This is a genomic window from Rahnella sp. BIGb0603 (assembly GCF_024808755.1).
GTDB lineage: Bacteria > Pseudomonadota > Gammaproteobacteria > Enterobacterales > Enterobacteriaceae > Rahnella > Rahnella contaminans.
In genome coordinates this window covers 488,326-504,563 of sequence record NZ_JANUEX010000004.1, presented here as the reverse complement: position 1 = coordinate 504,563, position 16,238 = coordinate 488,326, and the positions used below count along the sequence as shown (strand labels likewise).

20 protein-coding genes are annotated in these 16,238 nt (G+C 56.1%); 7 read left to right on the top strand and 13 right to left on the bottom strand.

What is annotated here, in order from left to right; genetic code table 11:
- Positions 1–241: 241 nt before the first annotated feature.
- Genes M2403_RS13620 through M2403_RS13610 form a run of 3 tightly spaced genes read left to right on the top strand, consistent with a single transcriptional unit; the run spans position 242 to position 3,545 of the window.
- Positions 242–1,216 (top strand): HlyD family secretion protein, encoded by a 975-nt coding sequence (locus M2403_RS13620; RefSeq protein ID WP_152325280.1) that lies wholly within the window; start codon positions 242–244, stop codon positions 1,214–1,216.
- Positions 1,213–2,385: an ABC transporter permease gene (locus M2403_RS13615; RefSeq protein WP_101078331.1), complete on the top strand. Its 1,173-nt coding sequence runs from the start codon at positions 1,213–1,215 to the stop codon at positions 2,383–2,385. The genes M2403_RS13620 and M2403_RS13615 overlap by 4 nt, the downstream gene beginning before the upstream one ends.
- On the top strand, positions 2,382–3,545 hold the full coding sequence (locus tag M2403_RS13610) for an ABC transporter permease (RefSeq protein ID WP_152325279.1): 1,164 nt from the start codon (positions 2,382–2,384) through the stop codon (positions 3,543–3,545). Before M2403_RS13615 ends, M2403_RS13610 begins: the two co-directional genes overlap by 4 nt.
- A 58-nt stretch (positions 3,546–3,603) precedes the next feature.
- Here the strand turns inward: M2403_RS13610 and M2403_RS13605 are convergent, their stop codons facing one another.
- Both M2403_RS13605 and M2403_RS13600 read right to left on the bottom strand, forming a co-directional pair.
- Positions 3,604–4,482 (bottom strand): U32 family peptidase, encoded by an 879-nt coding sequence (locus M2403_RS13605; RefSeq protein ID WP_152325278.1) that lies wholly within the window; start codon positions 4,480–4,482, stop codon positions 3,604–3,606.
- A gap of 14 nt (positions 4,483–4,496) precedes the next feature.
- Complete coding sequence (locus tag M2403_RS13600) at positions 4,497–5,492, bottom strand: peptidase U32 family protein (protein WP_152325277.1); 996 nt, start codon at positions 5,490–5,492, stop codon at positions 4,497–4,499.
- A gap of 314 nt (positions 5,493–5,806) precedes the next feature.
- Here M2403_RS13600 and M2403_RS13595 point away from each other — a divergent pair, with 314 nt between their 5' ends.
- Both M2403_RS13595 and M2403_RS13590 read left to right on the top strand, forming a co-directional pair.
- Positions 5,807–6,328 (top strand): SCP2 domain-containing protein, encoded by a 522-nt coding sequence (locus M2403_RS13595; protein WP_152325276.1) that lies wholly within the window; start codon positions 5,807–5,809, stop codon positions 6,326–6,328.
- Positions 6,322–6,825, top strand: coding sequence for a GNAT family N-acetyltransferase (locus M2403_RS13590; RefSeq protein WP_152325275.1), 504 nt, complete (start codon positions 6,322–6,324; stop codon positions 6,823–6,825). Before M2403_RS13595 ends, M2403_RS13590 begins: the two co-directional genes overlap by 7 nt.
- Positions 6,826–6,868: 43 nt before the next feature.
- On the opposite strand, the gene M2403_RS13585 is transcribed toward M2403_RS13590, so the two are convergent.
- Positions 6,869–7,198 carry a GIY-YIG nuclease family protein gene (locus M2403_RS13585; RefSeq protein WP_259229529.1) on the bottom strand — a complete coding sequence of 110 codons (330 nt, stop codon included), beginning with the start codon at positions 7,196–7,198 and terminating at the stop codon, positions 6,869–6,871.
- 113 nt (positions 7,199–7,311) lie between these two features.
- Here M2403_RS13585 and M2403_RS13580 point away from each other — a divergent pair, with 113 nt between their 5' ends.
- Both M2403_RS13580 and M2403_RS13575 read left to right on the top strand, forming a co-directional pair.
- Complete coding sequence (locus M2403_RS13580; RefSeq protein WP_208951566.1) at positions 7,312–7,764, top strand: YhbP family protein; 453 nt, start codon at positions 7,312–7,314, stop codon at positions 7,762–7,764.
- Between the two features lie 99 nt (positions 7,765–7,863).
- A complete protein-coding gene (locus tag M2403_RS13575; RefSeq protein WP_152325271.1) occupies positions 7,864–8,505 on the top strand; it encodes a hypothetical protein in 642 nt (213 codons plus the stop codon).
- A gap of 84 nt (positions 8,506–8,589) precedes the next feature.
- On the opposite strand, the gene M2403_RS13570 is transcribed toward M2403_RS13575, so the two are convergent.
- Genes M2403_RS13570 through phnF form a run of 10 tightly spaced genes read right to left on the bottom strand, consistent with a single transcriptional unit; the run spans position 8,590 to position 16,184 of the window.
- Positions 8,590–9,228, bottom strand: a complete 639-nt coding sequence (locus M2403_RS13570) for a DapH/DapD/GlmU-related protein (protein WP_259229527.1) — start codon at positions 9,226–9,228, stop codon at positions 8,590–8,592.
- A gap of 8 nt (positions 9,229–9,236) precedes the next feature.
- Positions 9,237–9,812, bottom strand: coding sequence for a ribose 1,5-bisphosphokinase (gene phnN, locus M2403_RS13565; protein WP_152325268.1), 576 nt, complete (start codon positions 9,810–9,812; stop codon positions 9,237–9,239).
- 11 nt (positions 9,813–9,823) lie between these two features.
- Complete coding sequence (gene phnM / locus M2403_RS13560) at positions 9,824–10,960, bottom strand: alpha-D-ribose 1-methylphosphonate 5-triphosphate diphosphatase (RefSeq protein ID WP_165058873.1); 1,137 nt, start codon at positions 10,958–10,960, stop codon at positions 9,824–9,826.
- Positions 10,957–11,664, bottom strand: coding sequence for a phosphonate C-P lyase system protein PhnL (gene phnL / locus M2403_RS13555; RefSeq protein WP_259229525.1), 708 nt, complete (start codon positions 11,662–11,664; stop codon positions 10,957–10,959). The genes phnM and phnL overlap by 4 nt, the downstream gene beginning before the upstream one ends.
- Before the next feature lie 27 nt (positions 11,665–11,691).
- Positions 11,692–12,483: a phosphonate C-P lyase system protein PhnK gene (phnK, locus tag M2403_RS13550; RefSeq protein ID WP_152325264.1), complete on the bottom strand. Its 792-nt coding sequence runs from the start codon at positions 12,481–12,483 to the stop codon at positions 11,692–11,694.
- A complete protein-coding gene (locus tag M2403_RS13545; RefSeq protein ID WP_152325263.1) occupies positions 12,483–13,358 on the bottom strand; it encodes an alpha-D-ribose 1-methylphosphonate 5-phosphate C-P-lyase PhnJ in 876 nt (291 codons plus the stop codon). The genes phnK and M2403_RS13545 overlap by 1 nt, the downstream gene beginning before the upstream one ends.
- Positions 13,348–14,430: a carbon-phosphorus lyase complex subunit PhnI gene (locus M2403_RS13540; protein ID WP_259229521.1), complete on the bottom strand. Its 1,083-nt coding sequence runs from the start codon at positions 14,428–14,430 to the stop codon at positions 13,348–13,350. The genes M2403_RS13545 and M2403_RS13540 overlap by 11 nt, the downstream gene beginning before the upstream one ends.
- Positions 14,430–15,011: a phosphonate C-P lyase system protein PhnH gene (gene phnH / locus M2403_RS13535; protein ID WP_259229519.1), complete on the bottom strand. Its 582-nt coding sequence runs from the start codon at positions 15,009–15,011 to the stop codon at positions 14,430–14,432. Before phnH ends, M2403_RS13540 begins: the two co-directional genes overlap by 1 nt.
- 3 nt (positions 15,012–15,014) lie before the next feature.
- Positions 15,015–15,458, bottom strand: a complete 444-nt coding sequence (gene phnG / locus M2403_RS13530) for a phosphonate C-P lyase system protein PhnG (RefSeq protein WP_259229517.1) — start codon at positions 15,456–15,458, stop codon at positions 15,015–15,017.
- Positions 15,459–16,184 carry a phosphonate metabolism transcriptional regulator PhnF gene (gene phnF, locus M2403_RS13525; protein ID WP_152325259.1) on the bottom strand — a complete coding sequence of 242 codons (726 nt, stop codon included), beginning with the start codon at positions 16,182–16,184 and terminating at the stop codon, positions 15,459–15,461. It abuts the gene before it with no gap.
- Positions 16,185–16,238 lie beyond the last annotated feature (54 nt).

Here is a 16,238-nt window from a genome sequence, read left to right as displayed (position 1 = left end):
TTGAATACGGCATTTGTGCCCTTAATTTCCGTTTGAACATGCTTAAAATAGATTGGAATCGCCTAAACTATAATTTTAGCCAATATGTTGTTTTGTGTTAAAAAGTCTCTGCTCATCCCGCTATGATTTCATTGAAGTAAAAAATGCGCCTGAAAAGGCTGCGAAAGCAGGCAGGGAAAATGATGGAAGGGAAAACCAATGCCGGTAAATAATTCAGGCGAACAAAAAGGACGTGGTATCAATGAGTAAACGAATGTTATTAACCCTGCTGCTGGTGGCGGTTGCGGTTTCTTTGGCTGTTTTATTTCGTGCGCATAACGAAGATCTCCTGCTTCAGGGCGAAGTCGATGCGCCTGAAGTCATTGTCGCGTCGAAAGCCAAAGGCCGCGTGATTGAACGTCATGTCGAACGTGGCGATGACGTAAAAGCGGGCCAGTTGCTGATTACCCTCGACAGCCCGGAAATGATGGCGCAGCTCCGCGCGCTGGAAGCCGCACGCGATCAGGCCAAAGCCCAGCTCGAACTTTCTGTTAACGGGACGCGTGAAGAAAGCATCCGCAACCTGAAAGCGACACTGGCGCAATCTCAGGCCGAATACGTCAACGCCCGCGATGAATACAACCGCAATGCGAAAATCGCCGGGAAAGGCTTTATCTCCGCCTCCGACTTAGAAGATTCCCGCCGTGCGCGTGACAGCGCTTATGCACAAGTTCTCGTTGCTAAAGCCAATCTTGATGAAGGCATCAACGGCGACCGCGTGGAACAACGCGAGAGTTACGCCGCGCAGCTGCGTCAGGCGGAAGAAGATTTACTGGAAGTGAAAGCTCAGACCGATGATTTACAGGTGAAAGCGCCGGTAGACGGCGAAGTCGGGCCGATCCCGGTGGAAGTTGGCGAGCTGCAAAGTGCGTCCAGCCCGTTGCTGACGTTAGTCCGTCTGCCTGATGCCTATTTCGTTTTTAACCTGCGTGAAGACATTCTGGCGGGCGTGCGCAAAGGCGACAAAGTGCAGATGCGCGTGCCTGCGCTGAATAATGAAATGATTGAAGCCGAAGTGCGTTATATCGCGCCGCTCGGTGATTACGCCACCAAACGTGCAACGCGCGCGACCGGGGACTTCGATTTAAAAACCTTTGAAGTGCGCCTTTATCCTGCCAAACCGGTTCCCGGATTACGTCAGGGCATGAGCGCACTTTGGCAGTGGAAGGCGAAGTGAAGCCGGTCAAAGCGCCGCGCAGTGAAAGGATAAAAGCCGCATGGCGCTGTTTCAGTCGTGCTTTTACCCGCGAGGCAAATTACGCCTTTCGTAAGCCGGTGATCCACTGGCTGTGCTGGATTTTCCCTTTACTTCTGTTTGGCCTGATCAGCAGCAACTTCTCCGAAGGCACCTTGCTGGATTTGCCCGTTTCGGTGGTGGATAACGATCACAGCACGCTATCCAAAACGCTGACCCGTAAACTCGACGCGGGTTCTCATGCGCACGTTCAGGCCTTTGAAGGCGGATTGCCGGAAGCGGAATACCGTCTGCGAACCGCGCAGGATTACGCATTATTGTATATTCCGGTGAACTTCGAAGCGGACGTACTGGCCGGTAAACAGCCGAGCGCGGTCCTGTATTACAACGCTCTGTTTTACGGTGCCGGGTTGTATTCCACGCAAGATTTCAGCGGGCTTATCACTGAGCTGAACACCAGCTACCGGTCGATTATTGCGACAGAAATCGGCAAAACGTTACCGTCACTGGCCAGCGTCGACCTCTCGTACGGTAGCCTTTTCAACGCCAGCGGCAGCTACATTTATTATCAGCAATTTGCCGCCACCATCCACCTTCTGCAACTTTTCACCGTCACCTGCATGATTTACGTGATGGCGCGCAGTCAGGCGCTGCTCAGTGCGCCGTCATTTACACTCGCGCTGCTCGGGAAACTCGCGCCGTACACGCTGTGTTTCACCACCTTGCTGATGGTGGAAATCGCCATGCTCGTGGGCTTTTTCGACGCACGGGTGAGCGGTAATCCGTTGTATATGCTGGTGATCGGCTTCTTTTATGTGATTGCCGCGCAAAGCCTGGGGCTGCTGTTATTTACCTTCACGAAAACGACCATCACCGCTTATACCATGATGGGGATTTTCGTCAGTATTGCGCTCACCTTCTCCGGGATGGCCGTTCCGGTGTTATCAATGCCGCTGCCGGCGCGTATTATTTCCGGCATCGAACCCCTGAGTTACGCGCTGGCGGCAATGTTTGATGTTTTCCTGCGTCAGGTATCGCTGCGCGGCATTCTGATGGTGTGCTGCATTCTGCTGATTTATCCGTTGCTAACCGGTGTGCTGGTGCGCAAGCGTCTGTATATGCGCATGAAACAACAGGAGCCAGGACAATGACCCGTCGTGAGTGGTTCAAAACCTGGTGGGGAACCTTCAGCAAAGTGCTTACCGGTTTGCTTGATAAACCGATGTGGATGATGTTGCTGCTTTCGCTATGTGTGATGAGCCTGGTTTACGCTAACCGCACAGTCTGGGATCTGCCAGTCGCTGTTATCGATCAGGATCACAGCACCGCCAGCCGCATGCTGACCCGTCAGCTGGATGCCACGTCGAAAGTTGAAACTAACCACTACGATAATCTCGCCGATGCCGAACGCGATCTGGCGTTGCGTAAATTGTTCGCGGTGATCATCATGCCGGTGGATCTTGAGAAGAAGATCCTCGCCGGGCAAAACATTGTGATCCCGGTGTACGGCGATGCGACCAACCGGCTGGCGAACGGGCAGATCCAGCAGGATGTGCTGGCGGCGTATCAGGCGATCCTCACGCAATACAACACAGATTTACTGCTCAGCAACGGCTTCAGCGAGCGGCAGGCCAGCGTGGTGTTGTCGCCGATAATCGGGCAGTCGCTGGATGTCTTTAACCCCGGCATCAGCTTCGCGGCGATTATCTTTCCCGGTCTTCTGGTTATGTTATTGCAGCACTCACTGCTGATCGCCAGCGTACGTGTCAGCATTGTGCTCAACAGCGGGCCTTCCGGAAAACCGGCGATACCGGCCTTTCTTGGCGGGATTTCAGCGCTGATCCCGGTCTGGTTATTCCTGTCGATTGTCCTGTTCGTGCTGTGGCCTTGGGTGTTGGGATACCGGCAGACGGCCAGCATTCCTGAAATTCTGCTGCTGACGTTCCCGTTTTTACTGGCCGTGCTCGGATTAGGCAAACTGGTCACGGAATGCCTGCGCAGCGTGGAACTGATTTACCTGACGCTGGCCTTTGTGACGACGCCGGTCTTTTACATTTCCGGCACCATCTGGCCGTTGCAGGCGATGCCCGCGTGGGTCAGGGCGGTATCTTCGATGCTGCCCTCGACCTGGGCGACCAAAGCGATTGCGGGGGTGAATCAGATGGGGCTGCCGTTTAAAGATGTTGGCGGCGACATCCTGATGCTTCTGCTTTTATGCGCGTTTTATACGTTCATTGGTATCGCCGTGGGGATGCTGCGCGACGGCGTGCGTCTGCGGGCGATTTTCAGGCCGCGGCGAAAAGGCGTCTGATCAAAAAAGGGATATTACCGAAAAGTAATATCCCTTTTTCATAGTGTCATTTTAGCGCTCAGCGACGCAGTTCCAGCCCGGCAATGCGCTGCCAGTAACCGTTGCAGTCGGCTTTGTCTGTCAGCATTAACGGATGCAAACCCCGTTCATTGGCGCGGAATTCCTCGAGAGTGGAAAGCGTCTCGTGAGTTTCCGGCGACAGCCGCACGATATCAACCAGCCCCTGCATCGACGTCAGTTCATTGCCCAGATTGTAGCAATAGCCACTTTGTGTCTGGATGCCGTTGAGGATAAACACCTGCTGATTTTCCTGCGACAGCATTTTCCGGCCCTGCGGATAATTGATGCAGCAGGTTTCGCATTCATCTTTCCCACGGTTTTCAGAACGAGCCGTGAAACAGCGCGCGGAATAGGCCAGTGGCAGATGCCCGTAAGACAGCACTTCCACTTCGAACTTATCCCGGATGCCCAGCTCCTGGCACTGATTCAGCAGATTCACCAGCCAGTCGCGGGAAAGCTCAACCGGCATACACCAGCGCACCATCCCCTGTTTTTGCAGCAGTTTCAGCGTGACGGCGTTGTAGCAGTTCAGCGCGTGGCCGACGACAAACGGGAGCCTGCGCTCAGACGCCATATTGACCGCGCCAAAATCGTTGGCTTCCAGCAGGAACTCACCGTTCTCGACGTAGCGTTTCAGCTCATTAAGTTCGGACGGCGCCTGCAACAACGCCAGTGTGGAAATCACCACCTGCTTTCCGGCTGACGCCAGTTCACGGGCGACATCCATCCAGTCACTGACCTTCATTTCGCGCCGTTTGGTACACACATTCTCGCCGAGGTAAATGATGTCGGCGCTGCTGTTTGCCGCTGCCTGATAAAAGTCTTCAACCTGCGCTTTCGGCCAGTAATAAAGGATGGCTCCTAATGAATATTTCATGATGATCTCTTTAATTACTGCCATTTACGGTGATAGGCACCGAGCGTCGTTTGCGTACCCTCAGACATCGCGCCCAGCGCTTTCATCCAGGCTTCGTCGGTTTTGTAGTTTTGCGGATCGGCCATGCAGCGGTCTATAGCCATGCGCCACACGCGTGCCACCTGGCTGACATACGCCGGGCTGCGCTGGCGCCCTTCGATTTTCACCGAAGCAATATTAGCGGCGAACAGCTCCGGCAGTAATTCCAGCGTATTCAGGCTGGTCGGTTCTTCCAGCGCGTGGTATTTCGCGCCATCCACCAGATACCGGCCTTTGCACAGTGTCGGATAACCGGCGTTTTCGCCTTCGTCATAGCGGTCAATCAGCACGTCATTCAGCCGTGATTCCATGCCCTGTGCGGTTTGTTGCCAGCGCACAAAACGCGCCGGAGAACAGGCACCCACGGTATTGGGCGATTCGCCGGTGAGATAGGAAGAAAGGTAACAGCGGCCCTCGGCCATAATGCACAGGCTGCCGAACGCGAATACTTCCAGCGGCACGACGGTGGTGCGAGACAACTGGCGTACCTGGTGCATCGAAAGCACGCGCGGCAGCACCACGCGGGCGACGTCAAAATTGTTTTTGTAGAAACGGATTGCTTCGTCGTTGGTGGCGGAAGCCTGAACGGAGACGTGGCGCTCGACGTGCGGATATTTCGTTGCGGCGTAATCCAGCATGGCAATATCGGCGAGGATCAGCGCATCGGCACCGAGCTGCGCGGCCATATCCACGGCGCGTTCCCAGCGCTGATAGCCGTCAGGGTGCGCAAATGTATTGATGGCGATATGCAACTTACGGCGGTGGCGGTGAACGTAATTTGCCGCCTCCTGCAATTTCTTCTCCGTGAAGTTCAGGCCTGCAAAGTGGCGTGCATTGGTGTCATCTTTCAGGCCGATATATACCGCATCAGCACCGTTATCGATGGCCGCTTTTAGCGCAGGTAAATTCCCTGCCGGGCAAAGTAGCTCCATTCTCGTTCCTTACTGCAACCGCACGCTGTGGCGAAAGGGTTGTGGGTGATGAAAAGCCAGTTGCCGACGTTATTCATTCATCAGTCAGGGCTTTGATTGGCGAACTATTTTAGAGAAGCTATAGATGCAATATTTTGATTTGAGGCAGTTTCTGGGGTGTTGAAGGCGCAGCAACCGTCGGGGAGGTTGTACGGGAGGTTTTTCTGTTGCAGTATTTATTGATGTAGACCGCTGAACGTTACGGGCGATGTGGCAAAATAGTACAAATAGTTGCCAATAAATTGCCGAAAATGTTACCGAAAGGAGTAGTGCCAGTGTTGCAAAAACTACGTGCACGTTTGGTTCGTCAGGGACCATCCCTGTTGAGTGTGCCTTTGAAATTCACGCCTTTTGCGCTACAGCGTCAGGTCTTGCAACAGGTACTGAGCGGGCAGCTTCGTCAGGCGCTGGCCGATGGCGAACTGGATTTCCTCGAAGGCCGCTGGCTGAAAATTGACGTCAGCGATCTCAGCCTGAGCTGGCTGATGTCAGTGGACGAAGGCAAGTTGATCGTTGCAGAAAAAGGCGACGCGGATGTCAGCTTTAGTGGTAACGCCAACGATCTGATTTTGATTGCTGCGCGCAAAGAAGATCCGGATACGCTGTTCTTCCAACGTCGTCTGCGTATTGAGGGTGACACGGAACTCGGTCTGTACGTGAAGAATCTGATGGATTCTATCGATCTCGATACTATGCCGCTGCTGCTGAAAAATGGGCTGCTGCGCCTGGCCGATTTTGTCGAAGCGGGACTGCAAGAGGACCGTGAGCCGAAAGCTCCGGTAGCTGAGCCATGCTAATTCGCACTGAAATTCCGGTAGATGCCGCGGGCATTGACCGTCTGTTGCGCCGCGCGTTTCCCGGTGGTGCCGAAGCCGACCTGGTGCAGCAATTGCGCGAAGACGGCCTGCTGACGCTGGGCGTTGTTGCCACCGATGACGAAGGTGGCGTGGTCGGTTATGTCGCCTTCAGCCCGGTTGATATTCAGGGCGAAGATCGCAACTGGGTCGCGCTGGCACCGCTGGCGGTTGACGAGTCTTTGCGTCGTCAGGGATTGGGCGAAAAGCTGGTGTACGAAGGGCTCGATTCCCTGAACGAATTTGGCTACGCCGCCGTCGTGGTGCTTGGCGACCCGGCGTATTACGGGCGTTTTGGTTTTAAACCAGCGGCAGTTCATAATTTGCAGTGCCGCTGGCCGGACACCGAAGCGGCATTCCAGCTCTTCACCTTGTCCGACGATGCCCTCATCGACGCCAGCGGGCAGGTGGAATTCTCCCCGCCGTTTGACCGGTTCTGATTTTCAGCGGGTCTGACTTCTAACGGGTCTGATTTCAGGCCCGTTAGTTTTCTTCCCGCGCCTTGTGTTCCTGACTCCCGCTATCCGGCAATCCAAAATAATGTTGCAGGGATACCGGTGCGGATTTCACCAGCAATTCCTTCTGAGGCTTACTCAGCTTTTTCACCCGGATTTCCAGCTTTGAGGCCAGAGAACGATCCCCCGCCACGCAGTGGAACACCAGCTCCAGTGCACCTTTTCCGCGTAATGCTTTCGCCCCTTTACCGGTCTGATGCCGGGCAAGACGCCGCGTCACGTCGGTCGTGATGCCGGTATAAAGCATGCCGGTGGGCGTTCTCAACATGTATAAAAACCAGACGGGAGAAGTGGACATAGACGCATCGTATTTGGAAAAGTTTGCGTAAGTTTACCTGAACCGCACGGCAGAATGACGTAAAACATCGGTGTGTCACGGTACACTGCGGGAAAGACGACAAGGATCCTCCGATGAATAACCCCGACGACCTGAAACACATTCTTAAATTCCTGACCAAAAATCATGTGCTGGCGCTGTGTGCCGCCGCCGACGGCGAGATGTGGAGCGCTAATTGCTTTTACGTCACCGATGCTGAAACCCTGTCTTTATACTTCATGACCGAACTGAAAACGTTGCACGGCACGCTGATGGCAAAATCGCCGCAGGTGGTGGGCACGATCGCGCCGCATCCGAAAACCATTGCGCTGATCAAAGGCATTCAGTATCGCGGTGAGGCGACGATCCTTTCCGGTGAAGAAGAGAGCCACGCGCGCCGTCTGTACTGCAAACACTTCCCGGTGGCGATCGCCATGAAAGCGCCGGTCTGGGCGCTGAAACTTAACAGCATCAAGATGACGGATAACGCCCTGGGATTTGGCAAAAAGCTGCTGTGGGATCGCGCGCTTTCTGATAAGCCTGAGTAACAGGAACTGTCTTATAGCGGGGAATTTACAATCGGGTAACACTTGAACTTATCTGTTTCTGAAATTCCATGTAAAGGCCGTTTTTTAAAAGGAAGTGATATGGCAAAAGTTCTTCTTCTGGGCGGAAGTGGTCTGATTGGGCGTGAGCTTTTGCGTCTGTTGCAGCTGGATCCGCGCGTTAGCCGGATTGTTGCGCCGAGCCGCCGCCCGCTGCCGCCGGGTAATAAACTGATCAACCCGCTCGGGGCGAATCTCACGTCGCTGGTGGTCGCGCTGGATGAGCCGATCGACCTGCTGTTCTGCTGCCTTGGCACCACGCGTAAAGAGGCGGGCAGCGCGGAAGCGTTTCGCGCTGTAGATTACGATCTGGTGGTGGATTGCGCCAAAGCCGCGAAGGAACTCGGTGCGCGTCATTGTCTGGCGGTCAGCGCCAACGGTGCGGATGCGCACTCAAGATTTCTCTATAACCGGACGAAAGGGGACATGGAACAGGCGCTGATGCACCAGGGCTGGACTTTGCTCACGCTGGTCAGGCCGTCGCTGCTGGTCGGGAAACGCCATCCGCCGCGCCTGCTTGAACAACTCAGTGCGCCGCTGTTTAAACTGTTGCCGGGAAAATGGAAAGCCATCGATTCGGACGTTGTCGCCAAAGCGTTGCAGGAACAGGCGTTTAACGCAGGACTGGGCGGCGTCACCGTGCTGGAATCCGATCAAATCGCCGCCAGCATTGAAGAACTTTAATCCGCGTTCTCTGCTGACAGGGATCCTTATGATAAGGTATCAGCAAAAAACGCGAATTTTGCCCCGTAAGGATCGTCCCGATCCTTACAGATATTTCTCCGCAAACACATCCAGATTTCGAAAATCCGGCATTCTCTCTTTCAGCGTCTCGTGATCCCAGTTCCACCACTGGCTGTTCTCGATCTTTTCGATCATTGAATCATCAAAACGCATGCCGATCTTTTTCGCGGCCACGCCCGCCACGATGGAATACGGCTCAACGTCTTTAGTTACCACGGCCGATGTCCCGATCACCGCGCCGTTCCCGACGCTGACGCCCGGCATAATCACGGCGTTATGGCCGATCCACACGTCGTTGCCGACGGTGACGTGATGTTCACGACGCCAGTCGAAAAAGTCCTGATCGTCTTCACCCAGCCCGTAAACCGAGCTGCGGTAGGTGAAATGATGCTGCGCAACGCGCTGATACGTCGGGTGATTACCCGGATTGATCCGGACATAGGTGGCGATCGACACAAACTTGCCGATGGTCGCGTAGAAGATCTGATTGTTGCCCGCCGTATACGAATAATCGCCGATCTGCGTTTCTTCGATGATCGCGTTATCGGCAATATGCACGTATTGCCCGAGCTGCGAACGGTTCAATTCGACCTGCTGGCCGATTTTCGGACGTGAATAATCCTGTTCTTCAGCTAAAGAAAACGGGGAAATAATGTCTGTCATAATCTCGCTCATGTTGAAGTGACGGAATAAAAAGAGGCGCTGACCGGCAGAGAAAGAATGGCCAGCAAATGCCGTAACGTGTCCTGTAACGCACCGTCGTTATTCAGCCGGTGGCAGCTCGCGGGCAAGGCGCTGTCATACTCACGGGCACGCGCCAGACGGCAGGCAATTTGCCCGGCGTCTTCGCGTCCGCGCCGCAATAAACGCGCAGCCAGCACTTCGTCTGAAACCTGCAAACACACCGGCACCAGCCGCTGGCCGTAACGCTGTTGCGCTTTCTCCAGATGCGCCCGCGAACCGTTGACCACCACGTGGCAACCGAGCTGCATCCAGGTGTCGATTTCGATTCCCACGCCGTACCGGCACTGATGCGCGTGCCATTCCAGCGCAAATAATCCGTGCTGGCGGCGCTGAATAAATTCGGCATCGCTCAGTGCAATATGATTCTCAGATCCTGCGTCAGCGGGGCGCGTAATGTAGCGATGCGCCACGGCGACATCCGCCGGTAAATGCTGGCGCAGCGCGTCCAGAAGACTGTCCTTTCCCGAACCTGAAGCGCCCATCAGATAAAGTAAACGACTCATTTTCTCTCCGTTTAAAATACCTGAATGCCCTGACGCCAGACGTTTTGCACATAGTGATGATCGCCATGCGCACGTGCCAGAACCAGATCGGCGCGTTTGCCTTCAGCAATTTCACCGCGATCCTGCAAGCCCAGCGCGTTCGCCGGATTGCGCGTTACCAGTTTCACCGCCTGCGGCAAACTGAAGGCATTTGTTTCATCATTGGCGATGCGGAAAACGGCGTCCATCAGGCTGGCGGGATAATAGTCGGAGGACAAGATATCCAGCAGGCCCAGTGATGCCAGTTTATGCGCAGCGACGTTGCCCGAATGCGAACCGCCGCGCACGATATTCGGTGCACCCATCAGTACCGCCAGCCCGCTGGCGTGTGAGGCGCGTGCCGCTTCTTCGGTAGTCGGGAATTCTGCAATCACGCTGCCGAGCGCCAGAGATTCCTCAACGTGTGCCGCCGTGGCGTCATCGTGGCTGGCCAGCGAAATATTCCTGGCGCGGCAATGGGCGGCAATCGCTTCGCGGTTTGGCTGTGCCCAGCGGCGCGACAGGGCGATTTGCTCTTCCTGATACGCGTCCATCTGCTCATCGTTCATGTGATATTTGCCCTGATAATACTCGCGGTATTTCTGTGGAGTGGCGAACTGGCGCTGGCCCGGCGAGTGATCCATCAGGGAAACCAGCGAGAGAACTGACGTATCCATCAGCTTTTCAAACAGCGGCAACGTGGTGTCGTGCGGCAGTTCGCAGCGCAGATGCAGACGGTGTTCAGCGCGGTTCAGCCCGGCGTTCTGACTGTTGACGATGGCGTCGATCATCTTTTGCAAATTCTCCAGACGATGGCCGCCGTCGCGCACATCGCCCACGGCCACGGCGTCAAGCACCGTGGTGATCCCGCTGGCGACCATCAGCGCGTCGTGGCTGCTCATGGCGGAATGCGCCGGCCAGTCCACTTTCGGGCGCGGCGTGAAAAACTTATCCAGATTATCCGTATGCAGCTCGATGAACCCCGGCAGCAGCCAGCCGCCCCGAGCATCCAGCGCCTGCGGCAACTGACTGCGGCTGTCGGCAAAGGCGCTGATCACGCCGTCTTGCATTTCAAGCGATCCTTCAACAACCTGATCGTCGAGGACCAGTCTGACGTTATTTATGATCATGCGGACATCTCCGGAGCAGTTTCTGGACTCATTTCATACAGCCTGTCGGCAACGCGTTCGCGGACATCTTCGTCATGGAAAATCCCGACCACAGCGGCTCCGCGGGCTTTCGCCTGCTCAATCAGCGTGACGACGGCGGCGCGATTAGTGGCGTCCAGCGAGGCGGTCGGTTCATCGAGCAGCAGCACCGGATAATCGACCACGAAACCGCGGGCGATATTCACACGCTGCTGTTCACCGCCGGAAAACGTGGAAGGCGCGAGATGCCACAGACGTTCCGGCACATTCAGATGGCGCAGCAGGGCACTGGCACGGGCTTCGCTTTGTGCTTTATCCACGCCCAGCTCCAGCAGCGGCTGCATCACCAGATTCAGCGCACTGATACGCGGAATAACGCGCAGAAACTGGCTCACCCAGCCGACGGTATGACGGCGTACGGACAAAATTTCACGCGCCTCGGCGCTGACCATATCAATCTGCTGGCCCTGATGTTCCACCCAGATTTTGCCGCTGTCCGGCAGATAGTTGCCGTACAACGAGCGCAGAAGGGTGGATTTTCCGCTGCCGGAATGCCCGTGCAGCACTACGCATTCTCCGGCATTCACTGTCAGGCTGGCGTTGCTGAAAACCGGTAATCTGGCGCTGTTCTGGTTATGCAGAACGAAAGTTTTACTGAGATTTTCGACCCTGAGCTTCGTCGTCATTTTGGTCACTCTTTCTCTGAAATTAGGTTAGGACAGCACGGAAGAAACGAGCAACTGCGTATACGGATGATGCGGATCGTCGAGCACGCGGTCTGTTAAACCACTTTCCACTACCTGACCTTGCTTCATCACCAGCAGACGGTGCGCCAGCAGGCGGGCGACACCCAGATCATGGGTGACGATCACCACTGCCAGCTGCATTTCCACCACCAGCGTGCGTAGCAAGTCCAGCAACCGCGCCTGAACCGAAACGTCGAGGCCGCCGGTCGGCTCATCCATAAACACCAGCCGCGGATGTGTCACCAGATTGCGGGCGATTTGCAGACGCTGCTGCATACCGCCGGAAAACGTGGTCGGCAGGTCATCGATGCGCGAAACCGGAATTTCGACATCTTCCAGCCACTGACCGGCTTTCTTGCGGATATCGCCGTAATGCCGCTCGCCGACCGCCATCAGACGTTCGCCGATATTGCCACCGGCAGAAACCTGACGGCGCAATCCGTCCATCGGATGCTGATGCACCACGCCCCAGTCGGTGCGCAACAGACGACGGCGGTCGCTTTCGGCCATGTCATACAGCGACTGCGCGCCGACCTGCCCGTTGTTGTAAATCACCTGCCCTTGCTGAGGCGCGAGGCGGGCAGAAATCGACTGCAACAGCGTGGTTTTACCCGAACCGGATTCCCCGACAATGCCCAGCACTTCACCCGGATACAGGTTGAAAGACACATCGCTGAAACCTTTGCCCGGCGCATAAAGATGAGTCAGGTTATTCACCGACAGCAGCGGTTCGGCGGCGAGATTTAAGGGAGTGTTCATCAGCGGTTAACCTCGTTGGAAGCCTGTTGCTCAACCTGCTGAGCACAAAAATCGGTGTCGGAGCACACGAACATGCGGTTGCCCTGATCGTCGAGCACCACTTCATCAAGATAGCTTTGGTGCGAGCCGCATATCGCGCAGGGTTCATCCCATTGCTGGACGGTGAACGGATGATCGTCAAAATCCAGACTTTCGACTTTGGTGAAGGGCGGCAGGGCGTAAATGCGTTTTTCGCGTCCGGCACCAAACAGTTGTAAAGCGGGCATCATGTTCATTTTCGGGTTATCAAATTTCGGGATCGGCGACGGATCCATTACGTAGCGATCATTCACTTTTACCGGGTAGGCATAAGTCGTGGCGATATGCCCGAAGCGCGCGATGTCCTCGTAAAGCTTCACCTGCATCACGCCATACTCCTCCAGCGCGTGCATTTTTCGGGTCTCGGTTTCGCGTGGTTCGATAAAGCGCAGCGGTTCAGGGATCGGCACCTGGAAAATCAGGATCTGATCTTCCTGCAGCGGCGTTTCCGGAATGCGGTGACGGGTCTGGATCAGGCTGGCATCTGCCGTTTTCTCGGTGGTTTTCACCCCCGCAACGCTCTGGAAGAATTTACGGATCGACACGGCATTGGTGGTGTCATCCGCTCCCTGGTCGATCACTTTCAGCACATCTTTTTCGCCGATTACGCTGGCGGTCAGCTGGATCCCACCGGTGCCCCAGCCGTACGGCATCGGCATTTCACGGCCTGCGAACGGAACCTGATAACCGGGGATCGCGACGGCTTTGAGGATCCCGCGGCGGATCATGCGTTTGGTTTGCTCGTCAAGATAACCGTGGTTGTAACCCGTCAGGGTTCTGGCGGCATTATTGTTCATTGTCGGAGTCCTGTTCTTTCGCGGCGCGCAGGCGTTTGAGCAATTCCAGTTCGGCCTGGAAATCGACGTAGTGTGGCAGTTTGAGATGCGAGACAAAACCGGCAGCTTCGACGTTATCGGCGTGGGACAGGACAAATTCTTCATCCTGCGCCGGACTGCTGATCTGCTCGTTGTATTCGCGGGTTTGCAGTGCACGATCGACCAGCGACATCGACATCGCCTTGCGTTCGGCGCGGCCAAACACCAGTCCGTAACCCCGGGTAAAGTGCGGCGGCCTGTCCTGCGGATCGACAAAACCGTTCACCATTTCGCATTCGGTCAGCAGGATTTCGCCGATATCAATCGCAAAGCCCAGCTCTTCAGGCACGATTTCGACGGTCAGCCAGCCGGTACGAATTTCCCCGGCGAACGGATGATTACGCCCGTAGCCGCGCTGGGTGGAATAACTCAGCGACAGCAGAAAACCTTCGTCACCGCGCACCAGTTGTTGCAGGCGTGCCGCGCGGGAAGCCGGAAACACCGGCGGTGTGCGGGTGATATCTTCCGGCTCAGCGCCATCATCTTCTTCACGCACTGCCAGCTTTTGATTTGCCAGTAAATCAAACACATGGCCACAATTCTCCGGCTGCGGTTCATCGGCAATCGGCGTGAACGGCGCTTCGCCTTCGGCCAGCAGTGCAAAATCCAGCAGACGGTGGGTGTAATCGTAAGTCGGGCCGAGTACCTGTCCGCCCGGCAAATCCTTATAGATGGCGGAAATACGGCGCTCAAGGCGCATCGCCTGAGTGTTCAGCGGCTCGCTGGTTGCCAGACGCGGCAAGGTTGTGCGGTAAGCGCGCAGCAGGAAAATGGCTTCCACCAGATCGCCGCCGGACTGCTTAATCGCCAGCGCAGCCAGTTCGCGGTCGTAAATTCCGCCTTCGCTCATCACGCGATCGACTGCCAGACCCAGCTGTTGCTCAATCTGTTCGCAGCCCAGTTCATTCACTTGCGTATTGCCACGGCGTTCGTGCGCCAGCAGCTGATGGGCGGCGGCAATGGCCTTCTCACCCCCTTTAACGGCGACGTACATCAGAACACCTCCACGCGCGTGGTGCGCGGTACGGCAATCAGTTCTTCGCCGCAGGTGAACATAAAGTCCAGGCCGAGCGGGAAACGGTGAGGGCGGTTGAGCAGATAATCCCGGACACAATCAGGCAGCTGCGGGGAGATCATGCGGCTGCTTTCAATGCCCGGCCCGCGCAGACGCAGCGGCGTGCCGCCGGTCAGAGCTTCAAGCTGAACAATCACGCTGGTCGCCAGTTCCGGCGACATTTCATCACCGCACGGGAAAGCCAGTAACGTCGCGCTGTCGAGCGCCGGATCCGCCAGGGCAAAACTGACAACGGAAGGGGCATCGGTCAGCACCGCGCCGGTATGAAAGCGCAGATTTTTCCGCAGGATTTCATCGTTGAGTGAAGCGCTAAGCCAAAGAGGGGTGTCGCTGTCGATAAGCGTCAGCAGCACGCAGGCGCTTGCGGAACCTAACGCCCCGAAGCCGGGCATGGCGGGCAACTGCACGCTGACACCGGGTTCGCTGAGTGCTTTGAGAATTCGACGGAAGCTGAACTGTGCATCGGCGACCGGATTTTGAAAACTGGCAACAAGTGACATGAATTATTCTCCGCGAACCAGAGTAAAGAAATCGACGCGACTGGCAGCGACTTCACGTGCGCGCTGCTGACGACGTTCCTGTTGCAGTGCAGCCAGCGGGGCTATCACGCGTTTATGCAGCAGTTCGTCCATGCCCTGCATTTGCAATAAACCATCGATAACGGCGCACAGCTCAGCGTGGGCTTTATTGCGTCCGCTGACGTAGCTGTAGCCATAGATACCGCCTTCCAGCTGAATGACGGCACGGGTGACGGTCATATCGCCCATCACAAAACGTTTGCCGGTACCGCCCATGCGACCCTGAAGTTGCGTCAGGCCGGTTTCGGCGGCGCGGATGCGTTCAAATTGCGGAAACAGATTCAGCGGTTGCCAGTGCGCGAGCAGTTCATCCGGGCGGCTGTGAGCCAGCACCGACATCCAGCGCTGGCGGGTTTGCAGGTGATCCATTCAGTGCTCCATGGTCAGTTCGATCATGTCGGCGCGCGTCAGGCTAACGGAATATTCCGCCACCGACTCGCTGCCTTCACAAATGTTCAGGGTGCGGACACACAGCAGCGGTGCCTGCGGGACGATTTCGAGCAATTTGCTCTCTTTTGCCAGCGCGCGGCGGGCATTGATGCGGGTGGTGCGGCGGCTGAGCTTTTGCTTTATCTCTTCTCGGATAAAATCGTGCAGCGAGCCGTTATGGAAGTTTTGCAACGCAGGCCACCAGTCGAGATCAGGTAAATAGTGGTCAATCACACAGACCGGTACACCGTTAACGCGGCGCAGCGTGCGCAGGTGAATAACGGTGTCGCCTTCCTGACGGGACAACGCCGCCGCCACGTGATCGGTCGCCGGACGCAGCACCGCCAGCAGACGTTCGCTGGTCGGGTGACTGCCCTGATCCAGCAGGTTCTGGCTGAAACGTGCCTGTGAATGCAGCGGGTAATCGTAAGGGCGCATCAGCACCAGCGTGCCAATGCCCTGACGGCGTTGCAGCCATCCGCGATCAACCAGTTCATCCACCGCACGGCGCAGCGTGTGGCGGTTGACCTTAAAGCGCTCGGCAAGCTGCTGTTCCGGCGGCAGATAATCGCCGCAGCGGTAACCGTTGCGCAGTTCCTGTTCCAGTTCAGCAGCGATTTGTTGATAAACCGTGGTGTGACTGGTCGGATGTCTAGATAAGTTCATCACAATGAATACCTCGCACGGGATAAACGGGCAGTGGCAGGGGAAAATTGATAG